The sequence below is a fragment of the Halorussus halophilus genome, assembly GCF_008831545.1.
Lineage (GTDB): Archaea > Halobacteriota > Halobacteria > Halobacteriales > Haladaptataceae > Halorussus > Halorussus halophilus.
Genome location: NZ_CP044523.1, coordinates 2,115,297 through 2,135,725, shown reverse-complemented (window position 1 = coordinate 2,135,725; position 20,429 = coordinate 2,115,297). Strand labels below are relative to the sequence as shown.

Sequence of the window (20,429 nt, the reverse complement as noted above, 5' to 3'; positions counted from 1 at the left end):
AGGGCGTCGATTACGACGCCATCGCCGACATGCTCGGTGACCACGTCATCGGTCGCGAGACCCACCTCAACGCGGAAGGGTTCGTCGTCCGCCCCGACGAAGTGGCGGCGACGCTCGAAATCCTGCGCGACGAGGCTGGCTTCGACCACCTCTCGATGGTCACGGCCCAGGACTACGAGGACCGCTTCGAGACCATCTACCACCTGAAGAAGTTCGACGACCCGACCCAAGAGGTCAGCGTCGTCGTGCCAACCGACGTGGAGAACCCGGTCAGTGAGACGGCCTCGGGCGTGTTCAAGACGGCCAACTGGCAGGAGCGGGAGGCCTACGACTTGGTCGGTGTCAACTACGACGGCCACCCCGACATGCGTCGGATTCTGCTCCCCGAGACGTGGCAGGGCCACCCCCTGTCGTCGGACTACGACCAGGACAAGCCCCAAATCGTCTCGTTCGACGAGCACAAGAATCCGCTCCAGGAGGACCACAAGGACGCCGAGTCGGATACGATGTTCCTCAACATCGGTCCCCACCACCCGGCGACCCACGGCGTGCTCCACCTGAAGACGGTGCTGGACGGCGAACAGGTCGCCGACGTGGAACCGGACATCGGCTACCTCCACCGCTGCGAGGAGCAGATGGCCCAGAACGGCACCTACCGCCACCAAATTATGCCGTATCCCGACCGCTGGGACTACGCGTCGGCGGGCCTGCTCAACGAGTGGGCCTACGCTCGCGTGGCGGAGGACTTGAACGACATCGAGGTGCCCGAGTACGCCCAGATTATCCGGACGATGAGCGCCGAACTGTGCCGCATCGCCGCGCACATGCTCGCGCTCGGAACGTTCTGTCTGGACATCTACGGCGACTTCACGGCCATCTTCATGTACGCCATGCGGGACCGAGAAATCGTCCAGAACATTCTGGAGGACCTGACCGGTCAGCGCATGATGTTCAACTACTTCCGCCTCGGCGGTGTCGTCTGGGACCTGCCGGAGCCGCGCGAGGAGTTCTTCGAGAAGACTCGGGACTTCCTCGACGACCTCCCGGAGGCGCTCGAAGAGTACCACGACCTCATCACGAGCAACGAAATCTTCCAGATTCGGACCATCGACACCGGCACCATCGACCCCGAGACGGCCAAGCAGTTCGGCGTCACGGGACCGGTGCTTCGCGGTTCCGGCGTCGATTACGACCTGCGTCGTGACGACCCCTACGGCTACTACGACGAGCTCGACTGGGACGTCGTCACCGAAGACGGCTGTGACAACTACAGTCGCCTCCTCGTCCGCATGCGCGAAGTCGAGGAGTCCGCGAAGATTATCAGCCAGTGTATCGACCTGCTCGAAGACTGGCCCGAGGACGAGCGCAACATTCAGGCGAACGTTCCCCGGACGCTCAAGCCCGACCCGGACACGGAAGTGTACCGCGCCGTCGAAGGTGCGAAGGGCGAACTCGGTATCTACATCCGCTCGGACGGCACCGACAAGCCGGGGCGGTTCAAGATTCGGAGCCCGTGCTTCTGTAACCTCTCGGCACTGAACGCGATGAGCAAGGGCGAGTACGTCGCCGACCTCGTCGCCACGCTGGGTAGCCTCGACGTGATTCTCGGCGAGGTGGACCGATGAATCTGGGCTACGTCTTCCTCCAGCAGAGCGGTGGCAACGGCGGCAACGCCGACCCACTACTCCCCGAGACCATCGGCAAGGCCATCTTCGGCGCGAACATGGCCCCGTGGCAGGAAGCCATCGCGGCGTTCATCGCGGCGTTCATCGTCGGCAACATCATGCTGGCGATGACGGGCGTCGCCGGTCCGTGGGCGAAACGAAAGATTACGGCCGCGTTCACCGACCGCATCGCAGTGAACCGCGTCGGTCCGGCCGGTCTGTTCATCATCGTCGCCGACGCAGTCCGCCTGCTCGGTAAGGAACTCATCGTCCCGGACGGTGCGGACCGTCCCGCGTACGACCTCGCGCCAATCGTGGTCGCCGGGTCGGCCCTGCTGGGCTTCGCGGTCATTCCGATGGGGCACCTCTTCGGGGTCAACCTGATGCTGGCCGACCCCGAAACCGGACTCGCGTACGCGTTCGCGGTCGCTTCTATCGCGACGCTCGGACTGACGATGGGTGGCTACGCGTCGAGCAACAAGTTCTCGCTGATGGGCGCTCTGCGCGCGATTGCACAGAACATCGCCTACGAGATTCCGCTCGTCATCACCGCCGCGTCCGTCGTCCTGTTCACGGACAGTCTCCGCATGAGCGAAATCGTCGCCGCACAGCAACAGACGCTGTTCATGCTCGGACCAATCGCGATTCCGTCGTGGTTCGCGTTCGTGAACCCGTTCGCCTTCGTGCTGTTCGTCGTGGCGAACCTCGCGGAAGTCGGGCGTAACCCGTTCGACATCCCCGAGGCACCGACCGAAATCGTCGCCGGGTACCAGACCGAGTACTCCTCGGTCTACTTCGTGCTGTTCTACCTCGGCGAGTTCCTGCACATCTTCCTCGGCGGCGCGCTCATCGCCACGCTGTTCCTCGGTGGACCGTCCGGACCGTTCCTCCCCGAATCGATGAACTTCGTCTGGTTCGTCGTGAAGATTTGGGCGGTCTTCCTGTTCACCCAGTGGGCACGTTCGGCAGTGCCGCGCGTCCGCATCGACCAACTCATCGAAATCGGCTGGAAGGGCATGCTCGTACTGAGCTTCGTCAACCTCGTCCTCACCGCCGTCATCGTTGGGGTGATGCTCTAATGATTGGAGTTCTCAAGTCAATGGCAACCACGCTGAAGCACGCACTGGACGGGTCCACGTTCACGGTCGAGTACCCCGACGTGGCACCCGAAGTAAGCCCCCGGTTCCGTGGGGTCCACAAGTTCAGCCAAGAGCGGTGCATCTGGTGCCGTCAGTGTGAGAACGTCTGTCCGAACGACACGATTCAGATCGTTCAGGACGAACAGCGCAACGGCGAGCAGTACAACCTCCACATCGGACAGTGCATCTACTGTCGGCTCTGTGAGGAGGTCTGCCCCGTCGATGCCATCCTACTGACGCAGAACTTCGAATTCACGGGCGATACGAAAGACGACCTCGTCTACAACAAAGAACAGCTGAAGAACGTCCCGTGGTACAAGGACATCGACCCGCTCGAATCGCGGGAACCCGACCGCGGTGCGTGGATCGGCGAAGGCGAAGGCGAGGTAGACTATCAGTAGAGACTGGCCCGTCTCGAAATCTTAAAAGGGCGATTATACAAATTCCAAGGTGACTGAAATGGCATACGAGATGCTCACGTTCGGGCTGTTCGCGCTCGTCACGATAGCGAGCAGTCTGGGCGTCGTCTTGGTGCGTGACGTGTGGCACTCGGCGTTGTTGCTGGGTGTCGCGCTCCTCTCTGTCGCAGTACACTACGTACTGTTACAGGCGGAGTTCCTCGCGGCGATGCAGATCCTCGTCTACGTCGGCGGGGTTCTCATCCTCATCACGTTCGCCGTGATGCTCACGCGCCGAGCTAACACAGAGGAGGTGACAGAGGTATGACTACGAAACCAAGACTCAACGACGCAGACCGATGGTGGCCCGGAGTCGCGGCCCTCGCGCTATTCGGCGTGATGGCCTACGTCTTCGCGACTGCTTCGTTCGGGCAGGCACAGGGCTTCCCGAACGGGGCCGACATCACGGCTAGCATCGGCTACGCGATGTTCAACATCGGCGCGCAGAACGCCGTGTCGAGCGAAGGCTTCCTCGTGGCGTTCGAGATTATCGACCTCGTGCTGGTCGCCGCGCTCGTCGGCGCGGTCATGCTGGCACGCCGCGACGAAGCGGGCGAGGTCGTCTCGGCCCTTCGTTCTGACGCGGTCGAACAGGAGAGCCAAGCCGTCGCCGCAGACGGTGGCGAACTGACAGAGGAGGACGAAAACTGATGATACCGGTTCAGTACTACCTCCTGCTGTCGGCCGCCGTCTTCTGCATCGGCGTCTTCGGCATCCTGACGCGCAAGAACGCGCTGATGTTCCTGATGAGCGTCGAACTGCTGTTGAACGCGGCGAACATCAACCTCGTCGCGTTCTCACAGTTTCACGGCAACTTGTCGGGACAGACGTTCAGTCTGTTCACGCTCGCGCTCGCGGCCGCGGAAGTCGCGGTCGGTATCGGCATCATCCTGGTGCTGTATCGCAACTTCAAGGACGTGGACGTGGCCAAAGCAACGACGATGAGGTGGTAAACGTATGGCAGCACTCCCCTTCGAGTTGGCACCCGCCATCGCGGCGCTGCCGTTCGTATCGTTCCTGATCGCACTGCTCGTCGGCGCGTTCGCTCCACGGATTCTCCCCAAGGGCGGCGCGATTCCCGGCATCCTCGCGACGGCTGGTTCGCTCCTGCTGTCGCTGTGGGCGTTCGTCGCCGTCTCGGGCAGTGGAAGTTACCACAACTCCATCGTCTGGGTCGCAGGCATGGGCGAACAGACGTTCGACTTGCACTTCGGTATCCTGCTGGACCCGCTCTCGACGATGATGCTCGTCATCGTCTCGACGGTGGCAGTACTCGTTCACGTGTTCAGCCTCGGCTACATGAACGACGAGGGCGAGACCGGCCTCCCGCGGTACTACGCCGGACTCGGCCTGTTCACCTTCAGCATGCTCGCGTTCGTCATGGCGGACAACCTGCTGATGGCGTTCATGTTCTTCGAACTGGTCGGGCTCTGCTCGTACCTGCTCATCGGCTTCTGGTTCCGCCAGGAAGGCCCGCCGAGCGCCGCGAAGAAGGCGTTCCTCGTCACCCGTTTCGGGGACTACTTCTTCCTCATCGGCGTCGTGGGCATGTTCGCCACCTTCGGCACGACGATGTTCGTGGGCGACCACTCGTTCCCGCACATGGCCGAGCAGGCGTTGCTCGGTGAAGGCGCGGGAGAAGTGACGACGTTCCTCGGACTCGACCCGCAAGCGTGGTTCGCCGTCCTCGGACTACTCGTCCTCGGCGGCGTCGTCGGCAAGTCCGCACAGTTCCCACTGCACACGTGGCTTCCCGACGCGATGGAAGGCCCGACGCCCGTCTCCGCACTCATTCACGCGGCGACGATGGTCGCGGCAGGTGTCTACCTCGTCGCGCGCATGTACGGGTTCTACGCACTCTTGCCGACCGTCCTCGCCATCATCGCGTTCATCGGCGGGTTCACCGCCCTGTTCGCGGCGACGATGGGCGTCGTCAAGAAGGAAATCAAGCAGGTGCTGGCGTACTCCACCATCTCCCAGTACGGGTACATGATGCTCGGCCTGGGCGCAGGCGGCTACGTCGCGGCGACCTTCCACCTGATGACCCACGCCTTCTTCAAGGCGCTCCTGTTCCTCGGTGCTGGTTCGGTCATCATCGCCATGCACCACAACGAGAACATGTGGGACATGGGCGGTCTGAAAGACAAGATGCCCGTGACCTACTACGCGTTCCTCTCGGGGTCGCTCGCACTCGCGGGCATCGTCCCGTTCTCGGGCTTCTGGTCGAAAGACGAGATTCTCTACGAGGCACTCGTTCACGGCCTGAACAGTCCGATTCTGCTGGCCGCGTACGCCATGGGCCTGCTCGCGGTGTTCTTCACCGGGTTCTACACCTTCCGAATGGTCGCGCTGACCTTCCACGGTGAACCCCGAAGTGATACTGCGCGCAACCCCCACGGCGTTCGCTGGAACGTCAAGGGACCGCTCGCGTTCCTCGGCATTCTCGCGGCGGTCACTGGTCTGGTGAACATGCTTCCGGTGCAGAAGCTGACCGGCGTCGAACTCGACTTCCTGCACCAGTGGCTCGACAGCGGTCCAACCGCACTCAGCGCCCACCACTACGGCGAACTCACCCACGAGTTCGCACACTACTCGGCGGGCACCATCGGCTCGGAGCTGATGACTGTCCTGCTCGGTGCTGGCGTCTCGCTCGGACTCGCACTCGCAGGCGCAGGCCTCGCGTGGAAGCTCTACGCAGTGCCCTCGCCGGAAGAACACACCGACAAGCTCGGCGGCGTCAAGACGGTGCTGTTCAACAACTACTATCAGGACGAGTATCAGGTGTGGCTCGCCACCGGTCTCACGCTCCCGGTCGCACGCGCGGCGGACAAGTTCGACCAAGGCATCGTGGACGGCGTCGTCAACGGCGTCTCCAGCGTGAGCCTGTTCAGTGGCAGTCGCCTGAAGCGGATTCAGACGGGCGTCGTCACGAACTACGCCCTCCTGTTGACGACGAGCTTCGTCGTCCTACTGCTCGTCATCGGATTCGTAGGAGGTTGGTTCTAGATGTTGATTGAAGCGCTTATCGCGGTCACGCTGGCGAGCGCCTTCGCGGTGTTCCTCGCACCGGACAAGATTGCGGGGAAACTGGCGTTCGCACTCAGTCTCATCCCGGTCGTCGGGAGTCTGTGGATGTACAGCACCTTCGAGGCTACTGGCAACGCGCTCACGCAGGGCGGGTCGCTAGCCTTCGAAGAGAACTTCCAGTGGGTCGTCGCTGGCCCCTACAGCCTGAACTGGCACGTCGGACTGGACGGTATCAGCATGCCGCTGGTCGTCCTGACGACGATTCTCACGACGCTCGCGCTGCTCGCGTCGTGGACGCCGATTCAGGAACGACAGAGCCAGTTCTACGGCCTGATGCTCTTCCTCGAAGCGAGCCTGCTCGGAGTCTTCTCGGCGCTGGACTTCTTCCTTTGGTTCGTCTTCTGGGAGATGGTGCTGGTGCCGATGTACGTCCTCATCGGCGTCTGGGGTGGCCCGCGACGCAAGTACGCGGCCATCAAGATGTTCGTCTACACGAACATCGCCAGCCTCGTGATGTTCATCGGGTTCGTCGCACTCGTGTTCGGACTCGGTGACTCGGTGACGACGTTCGACCTGCCCGCCGTCGCGCAGGCATTGCGCGGTGGGCAACTGCAGGGTCTCGGCCCAATCGGCGCGGAGACGCTGAAGGTCGTCGCGTTCTTCGCGATGTTCGCTGGCTTCGCGGTGAAGGTCCCGGTCGTCCCGTTCCACACGTGGCTACCGGACGCTCACGTCGAAGCCCCGACGCCCGTCTCCATCATGCTGGCAGGCGTCCTGCTGAAGATGGGTACGTACGCCCTGCTTCGGTTCAACTTCACGATGCTGCCCCAGACGGCCGCAGACTACGCGCCGCTCATCGCGACGTTCGCAGTGGTCAGCGTCATCTACGGTGCGATGCTCGCGTTGGCACAGAGCGACCTGAAACGCATCGTCGCGTACTCCTCTGTGTCCTCGATGGGCTACGTCATCCTCGGCCTCGTGGCGTACACGATGTACGGCATGGGCGGTGCGACCTTCCAGATGGTCGCCCACGGCCTCATCTCGGGACTGATGTTCATGGCGGTTGGCGTCATCTACAACACGACCCACACCCGGATGGTCTCGGACATGTCCGGGATGGCGTCCAAGATGCCGTTCACCGTCGCCGTCTTCGTGGCGGGCGCGTTCGGCTACATGGGCCTGCCGCTGATGGCTGGCTTCGCGGGTGAACTGTTCATCTTCCTCGGCGCGTTCAGTGCCGAGACGCTCGGCACGGCCGCGCCGCTGTTCACCTCTGCCGCGATGTTCGGCATCGTCATCGTCGCAGGCTACCTGCTGTACGCGATGCAGCGGACCCTGTTCGGCCCGTTCGAGTTGGAGACGGACTACGAGGTCGGTCCCGCGGCGTTCCACGACGTGGCACCGCTCGTGGTGCTGGTCCTGCTGGTCATCCTGTTGGGCGTTGACCCCAACATCTTCTACACGATGATTCAGGACGCCGTCTCTCCGCTCGTCCCGGCCGCAGGAGGTGGACTCTAAATGGCGACGCAACTCCCCAACTGGATGGCACTCGCGCCCACGCTCGTACTCGCTGCGACGGCGCTCGTGTTACTCCTCATCGACAGCATTGACCCCGACTCCAGTAGCCGCGGTCTGCTTGCAGGCACGGCGACCATCGGGTCGCTCGCGGCGGTCGGCTTCGCGGTCTGGTTCCTAATCGCGGGAACCGGCGAGGAGCCGATATCGCTGTACGGAGACGCGCTCGTCGTTGACACGATGGCGCTGTTCTTCGCGTTCGTGTTCGCGAGCGTCACCGCGATGGTGTCGGTCGCGAGCTACGACTACCTGCGCGACCACAGCTACCAGGGCGAGTATTACGCGCTGGTGACGCTGGCCGCGACGGGCATGACGCTGATGGCGGCCGCGAACAGTCTGGCCGTCGTCTTCGTCAGCCTCGAACTCGCCAGCCTCCCGTCGTACGCGCTCGTCGCGATTCTGAAGAAGAACCGCGGCAGCGTCGAAGCGGGCCTGAAGTACTTCCTCATCGGCGCGCTCTCGTCGTCCATCATGGTCTACGGTATCAGCCTCGTCTACGGCGTCACCGGTTCCATGATTCTGTCGGACGTCGCCTCGGCCGCTGGCGGTACGGAACTGACCGGCGTGCTGGGCATCGGCGTGCTGATGATTCTGGGTGGGTTCGCGTTCAAGACCGCCTCCGTGCCGTTCCACTTCTGGGCACCGGAGGCGTACGAGGGCGCGCCCGCACCGATTTCGGCGTTCCTCTCGTCGGCTTCGAAGGCCGCCGGGTTCGCCGTCGCGTTCCGCGTGTTCACCGTCGCGTTCCCCGCCAGTCAACTGGCGAACGTCGATTGGGTGCTCGCGGCCCAGATTCTCGCCGTCGTCACGATGACGCTCGGTAACTTCGCGGCCGCCACGCAGGACAAGGTCAAGCGCATGCTCGCGTACTCCTCGATTGGACACGCGGGCTACGCGCTCATCGCGCTGGCCTCCCTCTCGGGTGGCAACGACTCGTTCGTCCTCGGTGCCGGGATGGCCCACCTGCTCGTCTACGGGTTCATGAACACGGGCGCGTTCCTGTTCATCGCCCTCACAGAGTACTGGTCGGTCGGCCGGAACTTCGAGGACTTCAACGGTCTCTCGGAGCAGGCACCGTTCGCCTGCGGCGTGATGACGCTGTTCATGTTCAACCTCGCTGGCCTCCCGGTCGGCGGTGGCTTCATGAGCAAGTACTTCCTGTTCGGTGCCGCGGTTGACGCCGGATTCTGGTGGCTCGCCGCACTCGGTGCCATCAACAGCGCGCTGTCGCTGTACTACTACTCGCGAGTCGTCAAGGCGATGTGGATCGAAGAGCCGTCGGGTGACCTCGACATCGAGTCGAAACCGGTCGGCCTCTACGCCGCGCTCGCCACCGCCGCGCTCGTGACCGTGCTGCTCCTGCCCGGATTCGGTCCGGTCTGGGAGTACGCCACGCAAGCGGCGTCGGCACTAGTGGCGTAGATTCGTAGTTGGGTTTTCGCGCGATTTCCGTTTCTTGGCTGTTTTTGATTTTGAGTAGCTGTTGCCGGTGGAATTGAGGTTGTTTTGCGCTTTACTGGGAACGATGAGTCTGTAGAGTCGAAGCTAGCTACTCGCGAAACCGAGAAGACCGCAACCGCACGGCGACAGCCACAGGCCTCCCCAACCGACTCGCTCGCTTCGCTCACTCGTCCCTCGCACGGGGTTGGCGTGAGATGAACTCACGCCAGCGCGCGCCGGGTGTTGTGTCCGGTAAGCTTTAGGCCGAGTAACCGAAAGCGCGGGTAGAATGGTGTCCCGACTGGTGCTTGGGTGTGGCGCTGTCGGCCAGTCGCTCGTCGAATCGGTAGCCGAAGCACCGGGCAGACTGCACGTCGTGGACGCCGAAGGGCAACGCGTCGAGACGCTCCGCGACGAGAAGGTGTCCGCAACGCACCACGATCCGACGGACCCAGCGGTCGTCCGCGAGGAGGCAAACAGTCCCGACGTAATTATCGTCGCCAGTGACGACCCCGAGCAGAACCATCGTGCGGCAGAACTCGCGGCCGACGTGTTCCCCGAGTCGTACCTGTTCGTCTACCTCGGCGAGGACCCAAGCGACGCCGAACGCGAGGCGATGACCGCGCTGGCGGACAAGGTCGTAGACCCGACCGCCGCGCTCGCCTCAACAGTCGTGACGGCCGCGACCGGCGAGAACGTCGCGCTGACCGCGGAGTTGCGCCGCGTCCTCCGCGCCGTAGATGGCAAACTCGGCGTGTTCATGCACGACAATCCGGACCCCGACGCAATCGCCAGCGCGGTCGCGCTCTGTCGCGTGGCCGAGTCAGTCGGCGTCGAGGCAGACCCCTGTTACTTCGGGGACATCTCCCACCAAGAGAACCGAGCGTTCGTCAACCTGCTCGACTTGGACTTGCGGAACGTCGCCGAAGACGTAGACCTCTCGGAGTTCGCGGCCATCGCGCTGGTGGACCACTCCCGGCCGGGTGTCAACGACCAGTTGCCGCCCGAGACCGACGTGGACGTGGTTATCGACCACCATCCGCCGAAAGAACCCGTCGAAGCGAGGTACGTGGACCTGCGGAGCGACGTGGGCGCGACCAGTACACTGTTGACCGAACACGTCCAGCGACTCGGTATCGAACTCTCCGAGGAGGTGGCGACCGGCCTGCTCTACGGTATCCGCGTCGATACGAAGGACTTCGCTCGCGAGGTTTCGACCGCGGACTTCGAGGCGGCATCGTATCTCGTGCCGCTCTCCGACACCGCGACGTTGGAGCGCGTCGAATCGCCGTCCGTCAGCGCCGACACGTTCGAGACGATTGCCCGCGCGATTCGCAACCGACAACTCGACGGTCCCGTCCTCGCTACCTGTGTCGGTGCGTTGACCGACCGCGACGCACTGGCGCAGGCCGCCGACCACCTGCTGAACATGGAGGCGGTCACGACCACGCTCGTCTACGGGTTCATGGACGGAACCGTCTTCATCTCCGCGCGAGCGCGGGGGACGACCATCGACCTCGGCGAGACCTTGCGAGCGGCGTTCGGGCAAATCGGGTCGGCGGGCGGCCACGCCGACATGGCCGGCGCACAGATTCCGCTCGGTCTCCTCGGCGAAGTCGAAGACGAAGAAGAGGAGTCGCTGGCGAACGTCGTCAGCGAGGTCATCACCGACCGATTTTTCGAGACGGTTCGGTCGGTCCCCAAGGACGACGGCGAGTACAGCCACAGTAGCGAAGCGTCCTTCGACAAGCCAGTCGCCGAACCCGAGGACTAGCGACGTTTCGAACCGGGGTCCGAGCGGGAAACCTTTTCACGCGTGGTCGCGTCCACCACGCCATGGACGTGGCGGCAGTGCCCGACGGCGGAACCGCAGACGGCAAGCCGACTGTCAAGGAGTACATGACCCGCGACGTGGCGACGGTCTCCCCCGACGCGACCGTCGAGACAGTCGCGCGCCGAATAGCCGAGAGCGACCAGCACAACGGCTTTCCGGTCTGTGACGGCCGCCGGGTCGAGGGGTTCGTCACCGCGCGAGACCTACTGCTCGCCGACGAGGAAGAGCCGATTTTCAAGGTGATGAGCCAAGAGCTAATCGTCGCCCACCCGGACATGAACGTCAACGACGCGGCGCGGGTCATCCTCCGGTCGGGCATCCAGAAACTCCCAGTCGTAGACGACGCGGGCAACCTCGTCGGCATCATCTCGAACACCGACGTGATTCGGAGCCAAATCGAGCGTGCGACGCCCGAGAAGGTCGGCAAACTGATGCGGACGCTGGAATCCATCCACGATACCGAGGTCCACCAGACGCGTCGGGAGGTACCACTCGCCGAGTTGACCCCGACGCAAGGCAAAGTTTACGCCGACGAGTTGGAGGGCCGCACCTACGAGTTACGGCGCGGTCTCGCCGAACCGCTCGTCGTCATCGACACGGACGGCGACCTCCTGCTCGCGGACGGCCACCACCGCGTGATGGCGGCCAACAGACTCGACGTGGAAGAGATGGACGCGTACGTCATAGTCGTAGACAAGGAGGTCGAGTTGGGAATGGAGAAGACCGCCGAGAAGGAGGGTCTGGAGACGCTCGAAGACATCAACGTCGTCGATTACGCCCGGCACCCGTTGGTGGAGACGACGAAGCGGTTGCAGTAGGAAACCTACTCCCGTTCTGTTTCGAGGACGTTCAACTCACCGTCGAGTGTCAACTGTAGTGTGTCCTCGCCGAGTTCGACGGTGACGCGCATCCGGACGGGATCCTCAGAGAGTACACTCGCACTTTCAGGATCTCGAACGAAATCGAGCGAGAGTAGCGGTTCACTCCGAACGTCGATGCCGTGGTCGTGGTAGAGTGAGACGACCGCAGGATGGCGAACGACGGTCACCGCAACTGGGAGGTGCATATAGTTCCAGCAGTTCTCACAGGAGAGCACCACTTGAAGGAGGTTTTCCGGACGTTCCGGAGACGAACAGGAGAGAGGGCCAGTACAGATGTGGCAGTTTCCATCGACAGTGTGTTCGATGTCACGCTGTACTTCGGCGTTGGCGTACGAAAGTAGCGCTTCAATCGTCCGATTCGACGCAGCAGTTGGTGGCACCATGGTCTGGAAAACTTTCTCGTGTTCGTCACACTCTAAGAAGAGTTTCCCTCTGTCGTACGTCGCGGTCAGTAGACTCTCACAGGTCGGGCAGTCGTAGTCGGTTTCTTTCGTCTCGGTAGTAGAGCCACTAGTGTAGATACCCGACCTGATCGCACCGACTGCCCGAAGTGCGGCGTACTGGGGGTGATACTCGCCATCGCGCTTGCTGACGAAGCGGTCCTGTAACTTCGACAGGTGGTAGTTGAACTGTCCGGCGTCGCTGACGCCGACCCGTTTGCGGAGTTCTGCGAACGATAGTCCCGACTCTTCGGCCAGCGTCTCCACGATGGCGACCCGCGTTTCGTTGCTGAGGACCGCGAACGCCTCGGCAGGAAAGAGCGACGCCGTCTCCACTCCATCCCCTTCGGTCATACGCGGAAATAAGTTCCCCGCACGAAATGTGTTTCGTATCAGAATAGTTATTGAAATCGTGTTCTGGAAACGGTTGTCCTTCCAACGGGAGACGAGGGAGGTATGAGCGCGGAACCGACGCAGACGGACTCAGAGTCTGCGGCGACGGCATCGGAGACGGACGACGAGACTGGAGCCAGCACTACCCAAATCGGTGGGGCCGATACAACCGGCGACACCGTCGTCAGCGTCCGAAACCTCCGGAAGACGTACGGCGACGGAGACGAAGCAGTGACCGCAGTCGATGGCGTCTCGTTCGACATCGAACGAGGCACCGTCGTCGGGTTGCTCGGGCCGAACGGCGCGGGGAAGACGACCACGATAAAGTCGATTCTCGGCCTCGTCCTTCCCTCCAGCGGCGAGGTGGAAATCGCGGGCGTAGACGTACACGAAGACGCCAAGCGGGCGTATCGACACGTCGGCGCGACACTCGAAGGGGCGCGCAACGTCTACTGGCGACTGACCGTCCGGGAGAACGTCGAGTTCTTCGCCAGTCTCGGCGGCCAAGACCCAGCCGAGGTCAGAGACCGCTACGAACGACTCCTCGAACAGTTCGGTCTCGCCGAGAAGGCAGAGGAGACGGTCAACGACCTCTCTCGCGGGATGAAACAGAAGGTCTCGCTGGTCTGCACGCTCGCTCGCGGCACCGACGTGGTGTTCCTCGACGAACCGACGTTGGGCCTCGACGTGGAGAGTTCGCTGGAACTGCGGCGGGAACTTCGACAACTCGCCGAACAGGAGTCTATCACGGTCGTCCTGAGCAGCCACGACATGGACGTGGTTGAGGACCTCTGTGAGCGCGTCGTGGTGATGAACGACGGCCGCGTCGTCGCCGACGACTCCGTGGCAAATCTCGTAGAGGTGTTCGGCACGCGCTCGTACCAGATTACCGTCGCGGACTCGATACCAGACTCGACGCGTGAGCGACTCAGAAACAACTTCGGCGCGGACGCGTTCGAGCGTGTCGGCGAGAACGAGCGGTTCGAAGTCACGCTCGCGGAGGGCGACGACCTCTACGCCATCTTCGACGCGCTTCGGGCGGGCGACTGCTCGCTCGACGGCGTGACTGCAACCGACCCCGACCTCGAAACCGTGTTCCTCGAACTGACGAACGAGGACGGCGACGACTCGGCGTCGGCGGAAACACCTGCAACCGCGACGGCGGAGGGCGAGCGATGAACGAACATCTCACTCTCTTGCGTGCGATAGCGAAGAAGAAGGTCGTCTTGCTGGTCAGATACCCGGTCAACACGCTCTCGCAGTTCATCTCCATCTACGCGCTGTTTGCCGTCCTCTTCTTCGGCGGGAGTGCGGTCGCGGGGCCATCACTGACGGAGTCGCTCGGCGGCATCATCGTCGGGTTCTTCCTGTTCACGGCGGCCATCGTCGCCTACTCGGGCCTCTCGTGGAACATGACCCGCGAGGCTCAGTGGGGCACCTTGGAGCAGTTGTTCATGTCGCCGCTCGGGTTCGGGACCGTCGTGAGCCTGAAAGTCGTCGTCAACGTCTGCTACAGCATCGTTTGGGGTGCTGTCATTCTGGCGATGATGTTGCTCACGACCGGCCAATCGCTCGCGCTCGACGTGCTGACGGTCGGCCCGTTGCTCGTCCTCGCCCTCGCCTCGGCGGTCGGCATCGGGTTCGTCTTCGGCGGTCTCGCGCTGCCCTACAAGCGCATCGAGAACGCCTTCCAACTCGTCCAGTGGGCATTCATCGCGTTCATCGGCGCACCGGTGGGCCAGTACGAACTCCTCGGGTGGCTTCCGCTCGCACAGGGAAGCTACCTCCTCCGGCGCGCGATGGAGGGGAGCGTTAGTCTTTGGGAGTTCCCGGCGTCGGACCTCGGCGTCCTCGTCGTCACGTCGGTGGGCTATCTCGCGCTCGGCTACTACTGTTTCCACCGAGCGCAACGCCGCGCCCGACGGCAAGGTGTTCTCGGCCACTATTGACTGTTGACTGATAGTAACCGGCCTTTCCTCCTCGAAACTGCTGATTGTGACAACGAAACGTATAGTGTACTTACAGTGCTCGGTGTCGTTGGTTCTCACCGCATGCGCGTAGCGGTCGCTTTCGCAGTCGTACTACTCAGTGTGGCCACAGTGACCACCGTCGCGTTCGAGCCACCAGCGACTGCGAACGCCACCGAATTCGCCTCTAGAAGTTCCGTGAATGGTCCGTCAGACGAGCGAACGACGAGAAGTGCAGGGATGGCAGGAGCTCCAGAAGTGACAGAACTTGCGACATTTGAGACGTATCCCGGAGCGGTTGTCCAGTACGTCGGTGTCCTGACGCGACGTTCGCTGATAGGAACGTCCGTCGAGGACAGCGAGCGAGAGCCGAACGACGACCCGAACAACGCGAACTCGATTCAGAAAGGACGGACAGTCCGCGGCGAAGTTTCGACGGTCACCGACCTCGACGCGTTCACCGTCTCGGTGGACGCGGGGACGCGCGTCGTCGTGAAGTTGCAGAGTCTCGACGTGGGCGGAACCCTGCAGGTATCGGTGTACGGTCCGGACCTCGGCACAATCGAATCGATGTACGCCTCCGGCGGCGGACAGAACAGCCTCCAGTTCCGACCGTCTCGGAGCGGGAACTACCACGTGGTCGTCTCTTCGGTCCGGAACAGAGACCCCGCGCTGAAACCGGGAACTGGCACGTACGCACTAGTCGTGAATGCCGCCGACGAGACGGACGAAAGCCAGCGGAGCGACACCCCTACGACCGACGACGGACCGACGACAAGTAAATCGACGCCTACTGAACCGACGGACACGACCACAAAGACGCCGACCAGCACGACCCAGACCACTCCGGCCACCGAGTCGGGTCCACCGACTCAGGCATCGAACACGCAGACCAGCGAAGTCCCGAACACCCCGACGAGCGGGTCAGACTCGCCGAATCGGGAGACGACGCCGTCGAACAAAGGGAACTCGACGCAGACTACTTCGTGACCGACCACACCACATGCCGCGTTAGGACTACACTATCGGGGCCGATGTTTCGGTCATTCGTGGGGAAATCATCCGTTTTCAGCGGGTATTGTTCGTTCCTGTGTCGGCCACAAGTCGTTACTTAGGTCGAGCGAAGTCATCAGTTCTCGTATGCGAATCCTCGTTTGCTTCGTCGCGATCCTCGTCGCCCTGAGTCTCGTTGCGCCAGTCGGACCGGTGCAGGCGAATCAACAACCGATAGAGATTCGTCTCGGCGCGGTGGTCTCCGAGTGGCAAGGCCAGTCCGGCGACGGTTCGGGAGCCACGAATCCGACGCTCCGACTCGAAGTCGGCCAGCAGTACGCCATCACGTGGACGAACCTCGACGGCGCGCCGCACAACCTCGCACTCACCGACTCCGCCGGAAACGTGTTGGCACGCACGGAAGTCGTCGCCGAACAGGGAGCGACGCGGACGCTCGTGTTCACCGCGACGGAAGACGTGGCGGGGTATCGCTGTGAGGTTCACCCGCAAACGATGAACGGCGGGGTTCAAGTTTCAGGAAGTGGGCAAGCAGGAACCACTTCTCAGGAGCCGACTTCGACCGAGAATCGACCCGGGAACGCGACCGAGCGCGAACCCAACGACGACCCCGCCAACGCGACGTTCGTGGAATCAACGACGAACGTGAGCGGAAAGTTAGGGAGTCCGGTTGACGTGGACAGGTACAGCTTCGAGACGACCGCTGGCGACCAGATTCGCGTGGAAGTCCGTCGGCCGCGGAACGCAGTCGGGACGCTTCTGACGCGGTTGTACGACGCGAACCTCACGCCGCTCACGAGTCTCCGTACGGTTCGAAGCGGCGAGACGGTGGTCCTCGAGGCCGTCGCACAGCAGTCCGGCCGGTATCACCTCTCGGTCGAGTCAGCCGACGGAGCAGTCGGCGAGTACGCCGTCCGGGTGGTGGGCCAGCGTGACGGCGAGACGACGATTGCCGATCCACCGACCACGCGAGCGGTGTCGGTCACCGAGCAAGAACCGAACGATGCGTCCCAAGACTCCAACGCGATTTCGGCGGGGACGTTAGTCGGTGGCACGCTCGCCACCCCGAACGACCTCGACGCGTTCACCGTGCAAGCAGACGCGGGCGAGACGATCACCGTCGAGTTTGCAAGCTTCAGAACGGGCGGTACTCTCGGCGTCACGGTCCTCGACCCAAACCTCCAATTGGTCGATGGACTCCTCGTCGGTGGTGGCGGACAGGACCGAATTCAGTTCCAAGCACGCGAGAGCGGGACCTACCACTTCGTAGTCTCGTCGCTCAACGGGAGTGATCCCGCGGAGACGCCAGGTTTCGGCCAATACGCCCTTCGGGTGCTGGTGAACGAGTCGGCGAGCGGATAAGGCTCGCGGGGCGGGCTGCGGTCGCAGTAGTTGCATCACCGTGAGGAAGACGCTCGAAATCCGTGTGTTCCGCGCGCGGATTTCGAGCGTCCCTTTTTGGTCCAAAAAAGGTGGTTCGCAAGCCCCAAGTTCGACTCACTCCAAAGTCGAACGATGAGCGACCAATCGCACCGGTATCGCCGTCTCGCGGTCGCACTCGTGGGGACGCTCTTGCTCGCGGCGCGGGCGGCGGCCCACGGCGGCGCGCTCCGCGCGTCCGCCGGGTCGCTGTCGGTGCCGACGTGGCTGTTCCTGCTGACCGGCGGCGGCGTCGTCGGTGCTTCGTTCCTGCTGGCGAGTTTCGTCACCGACCGCGCGTTCGTCCGGTCGATTCACGACTGGCATCGAACCGCGGCGGTCGATAGCGTACTCAATGTGGGCGCGAAGTTGACCCGCGCGCTCTCGGTGGTCGTCTTGGCCGGTATCGTCGCAATCGGCCTGTTCGGCCCCGACGGGCCAGACGCCGCGTTTCGCAACGCCGCGATTCTGGTCGTCTGGGTCGGTTGGTGGGCGGGCTACGTGGCGACGGTGTATCTCGTCGGCAACAGTTGGCCCGCGGTGAACCCGTGGCGGGCAATCGCGGACGTGCTCCCGTCGTTCGGCTTCGACTATCCCGAAAAACTCGGCGCGTGGCCGAGCGTCGTCGGACTGCTCGCGCTGGTCTGGGTCGAAGTCGTCAGTCCGCTCGCCGACGACCCGGCGCTACTGGCGCTGGTCATTCTGGGCTACTCGGCGTTCACACTCTCTGGCGCGCTCTTGTTCGGCACCGACACGTGGTTCGAGACGGTAGACCCCGTCTCGCGGGTATTCAGCTACTACGGACGAGTCGCCCCAGTTCAGCGCACCGAGGAGGGGAACCTGGAACTTCGGCTGCCGGGCGCGGCACTCACGGAGCCGAAACTCGTAGACGGCGCGGACGAAGTCGCGTTCGTCGTCGCACTGCTGTGGGTGACGACCTACGACGGACTCGTCGGCACGGGCGCGTGGGAGACGTTCGCCCGAACGGTCGTCGGCGCAGGCGTGCCCGCGGTGCTTCTCTACCCCACTGTTCTGTTGGTCGGCTTCGGTCTGTTCTGGGGCGCGTATCGACTCGCGGCGCGCTACTCGCGGAAAACTGCGGAGACGTACCTCACCCCGCAAGCCATCGGTCGGCGACTCGCGCCCTCGTTGTTGCCGATTGCCGCCGGATACCACCTCGCGCACTTCCTCGGCTACTTCATTTCGCTGTCGCCGGTCCTTGTTGGCGTCCTCCAGAACCCGATGGTGCCGCCGATTAATCCGGTCGTCATCGTGCTTCCAGCGTGGTTCGGGATGCTCGCGGTGACGTTCGTCTTGGTGGGCCACCTGCTCGCCGTCTGGGTCGCACACGCCACGGCATACGACGTGTTCCCCGGTCGTTTGCAGGCGGTTCGCAGTCAGTACCCCTTCGTCGTCGTGATGGTGCTGTACACGATGACGAGTCTCTGGATCGTTTCCACACCGAGCGGGTCGCCGCCGTTCGTCTAATCCAATCGAACCATGCAAGTCCAATACGACACCGACGTTCCGGCCGACGAAACGCCGTCCAGTTGTCCGTACTGCCAGCGACCGCTCGGAAGCGAGGAACTGGTCGCGTTACACAAGGGTCTCGACCACTGGGAGCGATTGGACGACGAGGAACGCGAGACGTTCTACGATGCGTACGAAGACGAATCTGAAGACCTTCGGACGTTCCGACTGAAGATGCTCGGGATACTGATGCTGGTCTACTTCGGTTTCCTGTTCACGTACTCGTACTTCTCCGCGAACCCGTTCATGTAGTCGAGGGTCGTTTTCTCAGTCGTAGAAAAGACGATGAGACGATAGACGGCGAGACGATGGACGGCGAGACGATGGACGGCGAGAGGTTAGACGGTGAGAGGACGAACGGTGAAACGACAGTGGTCTGTTCTTCGACTACCGGTCTACCGACGACAGGTCGAAATACGGCGTTATCTCTCCAAACTCGACGGCCAACTCGACCAGATGCTCCTTGGCGTCGTAGCGAACGAGACCGAAGTCGGCTAACTTCGGGAGATGGTTGTGGTGGAGCGAGATGTGAGTGTGTTCACACGCGGAGTCGGGACCGACCGCGGCGAGCGCGTCCGCAAGTTCGTCGAGCGAAACGGCGCCGACTCGTGTGGACAGATACTCCAACGTCTGTCGGCGTGTCGGGTGCGAAAAGGCGTCGAAGGTGGCATCTAGCGAGAGGTCCGACCCCACGAAAGTACGTACTCTAGTGTCTGAGGACTCAGTTTTCATGATTACTCCGTACTCGGCCTACGCAGTGTCTATCTGCTAGTCGTCGCGAAACAACTCCAGCAGAGTACGAGTACTGATTACCGCTAATCCTTTTAAAAATGATGTACAAATCAGGGCGTTAGTTACTGTTTCTCACTGAACTAGTCCCGATACCTCGCTCGTGTGTTCGGACGAACGTCGATTTCTGACCACGTTCGGTCACCGCGGTTAGGTAACTCGGTTCGGTCACCATCGGAGGGGGACCCAGTTCGTAGTCGGTGCCCTTTAGTCTGCGCCGCCCCGAGCGACGGGTATGGACGAACAACCGGGCCTGAGCGACGAATATCGAAAAGCGAGTCCGTGGCCGATATTTGTCGCCTTCGGACTCGCCATCTTCGAAGTCGGCATCGTCGTGCCGCTCTTCCCCGTCACCGTCGGCGGGATGCTCCTGTTCGTCGGGAGTACAGTCGGCGTGCTGCGCGAGTCGGGCTACATCGCAAACCCGTGGAAGGGACTGATTACGGCGGCGGTCGTCTCGCTGGCCGTCGGTGGTGCCATCGCTTACACGACCAGCGGGTCGATTCAGACTCGCGGTATCGCAATCGTGGTCGGTGGGGCACTCTGTCTGCTCGGCGGTGCGTTCGGGTCGGTCTGGGTCCCCGAACAGACCAATCGTTGAATCCGAATCGACAACCTATTTGTCGGCCCACCGGCTATCGTCGGACATGGCAACCCCCATCTTCGACCGCGAGACGTGGCTCGACATCACCGTCAACATCATCCCCCTGGGTATCATCGGGTTCTTCCTCGCGCTGTTCTTAATCGCCTCGCCGTGGGAAATCGCGGGACTGACCTCGATGGTCGGCTTCGCACTCCTCGTCGTCCCGTTCGTCGGACTCGCGCTGTTGACCTACTTCGCCGCGAAGGTCATCTGAACTGC

At 62.7% G+C, this 20,429-nt stretch carries 21 protein-coding genes; 19 read left to right on the top strand and 2 right to left on the bottom strand.

The features are described 5' to 3' along the window. Window positions 1-29: 29 nt before the first annotated feature. The 11 genes from F7R90_RS10590 to F7R90_RS10540 all read left to right on the top strand — a co-directional run bounded on the left by F7R90_RS10590 (window position 30) and on the right by F7R90_RS10540 (window position 11,955). Window positions 30-1,625 carry an NADH-quinone oxidoreductase subunit D gene (locus F7R90_RS10590; RefSeq protein WP_394352021.1) on the top strand — a complete coding sequence of 532 codons (1,596 nt, stop codon included), beginning with the start codon at window positions 30-32 and terminating at the stop codon, window positions 1,623-1,625. Further along, window positions 1,622-2,743 (top strand): complex I subunit 1/NuoH family protein, encoded by a 1,122-nt coding sequence (locus F7R90_RS10585; protein ID WP_394352009.1) that lies wholly within the window; start codon window positions 1,622-1,624, stop codon window positions 2,741-2,743. Before F7R90_RS10590 ends, F7R90_RS10585 begins: the two co-directional genes overlap by 4 nt. Further along, the gene (locus F7R90_RS10580; protein ID WP_158057413.1) at window positions 2,743-3,204 is read left to right on the top strand and encodes a NuoI/complex I 23 kDa subunit family protein; all 462 of its coding nucleotides are present in this window, start codon (window positions 2,743-2,745) and stop codon (window positions 3,202-3,204) included. Before F7R90_RS10585 ends, F7R90_RS10580 begins: the two co-directional genes overlap by 1 nt. Before the next feature lie 58 nt (window positions 3,205-3,262). After that, window positions 3,263-3,529, top strand: a complete 267-nt coding sequence (locus F7R90_RS10575; protein WP_158058893.1) for an NADH-quinone oxidoreductase subunit J — start codon at window positions 3,263-3,265, stop codon at window positions 3,527-3,529. Next, a complete protein-coding gene (locus F7R90_RS10570) occupies window positions 3,526-3,912 on the top strand; it encodes an NADH-quinone oxidoreductase subunit J family protein (protein ID WP_158057412.1) in 387 nt (128 codons plus the stop codon). The genes F7R90_RS10575 and F7R90_RS10570 overlap by 4 nt, the downstream gene beginning before the upstream one ends. After that, window positions 3,912-4,214 carry an NADH-quinone oxidoreductase subunit NuoK gene (gene nuoK, locus F7R90_RS10565; RefSeq protein ID WP_158057411.1) on the top strand — a complete coding sequence of 101 codons (303 nt, stop codon included), beginning with the start codon at window positions 3,912-3,914 and terminating at the stop codon, window positions 4,212-4,214. The genes F7R90_RS10570 and nuoK overlap by 1 nt, the downstream gene beginning before the upstream one ends. Window positions 4,215-4,218: 4 nt before the next feature. Further along, window positions 4,219-6,267: an NADH-quinone oxidoreductase subunit L gene (nuoL, locus tag F7R90_RS10560; RefSeq protein WP_158057410.1), complete on the top strand. Its 2,049-nt coding sequence runs from the start codon at window positions 4,219-4,221 to the stop codon at window positions 6,265-6,267. Continuing rightward, the gene (locus tag F7R90_RS10555) at window positions 6,268-7,806 is read left to right on the top strand and encodes a complex I subunit 4 family protein (protein WP_158057409.1); all 1,539 of its coding nucleotides are present in this window, start codon (window positions 6,268-6,270) and stop codon (window positions 7,804-7,806) included. After that, entirely contained in the window at window positions 7,807-9,285 is a 1,479-nt protein-coding gene (locus F7R90_RS10550; RefSeq protein WP_158057408.1) for an NADH-quinone oxidoreductase subunit N, read from the top strand. Window positions 9,286-9,592: 307 nt separating this feature from the next. Next, complete coding sequence (locus F7R90_RS10545) at window positions 9,593-11,077, top strand: DHH family phosphoesterase (protein WP_158057407.1); 1,485 nt, start codon at window positions 9,593-9,595, stop codon at window positions 11,075-11,077. A gap of 62 nt (window positions 11,078-11,139) precedes the next feature. Then, the gene (locus F7R90_RS10540) at window positions 11,140-11,955 is read left to right on the top strand and encodes a CBS pair associated ParBc domain-containing protein (RefSeq protein ID WP_158057406.1); all 816 of its coding nucleotides are present in this window, start codon (window positions 11,140-11,142) and stop codon (window positions 11,953-11,955) included. Between the two features lie 5 nt (window positions 11,956-11,960). Here F7R90_RS10540 and F7R90_RS10535 read toward each other — a convergent pair whose 3' ends face one another. Next, window positions 11,961-12,812 carry a winged helix-turn-helix domain-containing protein gene (locus F7R90_RS10535; protein ID WP_158057405.1) on the bottom strand — a complete coding sequence of 284 codons (852 nt, stop codon included), beginning with the start codon at window positions 12,810-12,812 and terminating at the stop codon, window positions 11,961-11,963. Between the two features lie 102 nt (window positions 12,813-12,914). Here F7R90_RS10535 and F7R90_RS10530 point away from each other — a divergent pair, with 102 nt between their 5' ends. The 6 genes from F7R90_RS10530 (at window position 12,915) to F7R90_RS10505 (ending at window position 19,030) form a co-directional block, all read left to right on the top strand. Continuing rightward, window positions 12,915-14,030, top strand: a complete 1,116-nt coding sequence (locus F7R90_RS10530; protein WP_158057404.1) for an ABC transporter ATP-binding protein — start codon at window positions 12,915-12,917, stop codon at window positions 14,028-14,030. Further along, window positions 14,027-14,800, top strand: coding sequence for an ABC transporter permease (locus tag F7R90_RS10525; RefSeq protein WP_158057403.1), 774 nt, complete (start codon window positions 14,027-14,029; stop codon window positions 14,798-14,800). The genes F7R90_RS10530 and F7R90_RS10525 overlap by 4 nt, the downstream gene beginning before the upstream one ends. Before the next feature lie 258 nt (window positions 14,801-15,058). Beyond that, window positions 15,059-15,808 (top strand): hypothetical protein, encoded by a 750-nt coding sequence (locus F7R90_RS10520; RefSeq protein ID WP_158057402.1) that lies wholly within the window; start codon window positions 15,059-15,061, stop codon window positions 15,806-15,808. Between the two features lie 150 nt (window positions 15,809-15,958). After that, a complete protein-coding gene (locus F7R90_RS10515; RefSeq protein ID WP_158057401.1) occupies window positions 15,959-17,191 on the top strand; it encodes a cupredoxin domain-containing protein in 1,233 nt (410 codons plus the stop codon). A 153-nt stretch (window positions 17,192-17,344) separates the two neighbouring features. Then, window positions 17,345-18,736 carry a hypothetical protein gene (locus F7R90_RS10510; protein ID WP_158057400.1) on the top strand — a complete coding sequence of 464 codons (1,392 nt, stop codon included), beginning with the start codon at window positions 17,345-17,347 and terminating at the stop codon, window positions 18,734-18,736. Between the two features lie 12 nt (window positions 18,737-18,748). Continuing rightward, window positions 18,749-19,030: a hypothetical protein gene (locus F7R90_RS10505; RefSeq protein WP_158057399.1), complete on the top strand. Its 282-nt coding sequence runs from the start codon at window positions 18,749-18,751 to the stop codon at window positions 19,028-19,030. A gap of 135 nt (window positions 19,031-19,165) precedes the next feature. On the opposite strand, the gene F7R90_RS10500 is transcribed toward F7R90_RS10505, so the two are convergent. Then, complete coding sequence (locus F7R90_RS10500; RefSeq protein ID WP_158057398.1) at window positions 19,166-19,510, bottom strand: DUF7344 domain-containing protein; 345 nt, start codon at window positions 19,508-19,510, stop codon at window positions 19,166-19,168. Window positions 19,511-19,802: 292 nt separating this feature from the next. Between F7R90_RS10500 and F7R90_RS10495 the strand changes: the two genes are divergently transcribed. Both F7R90_RS10495 and F7R90_RS10490 read left to right on the top strand, forming a co-directional pair. Further along, a complete protein-coding gene (locus tag F7R90_RS10495) occupies window positions 19,803-20,168 on the top strand; it encodes a DUF7541 family protein (protein WP_158057397.1) in 366 nt (121 codons plus the stop codon). A gap of 46 nt (window positions 20,169-20,214) precedes the next feature. Further along, entirely contained in the window at window positions 20,215-20,424 is a 210-nt protein-coding gene (locus F7R90_RS10490) for a DUF6684 family protein (protein ID WP_158057396.1), read from the top strand. Window positions 20,425-20,429 lie beyond the last annotated feature (5 nt).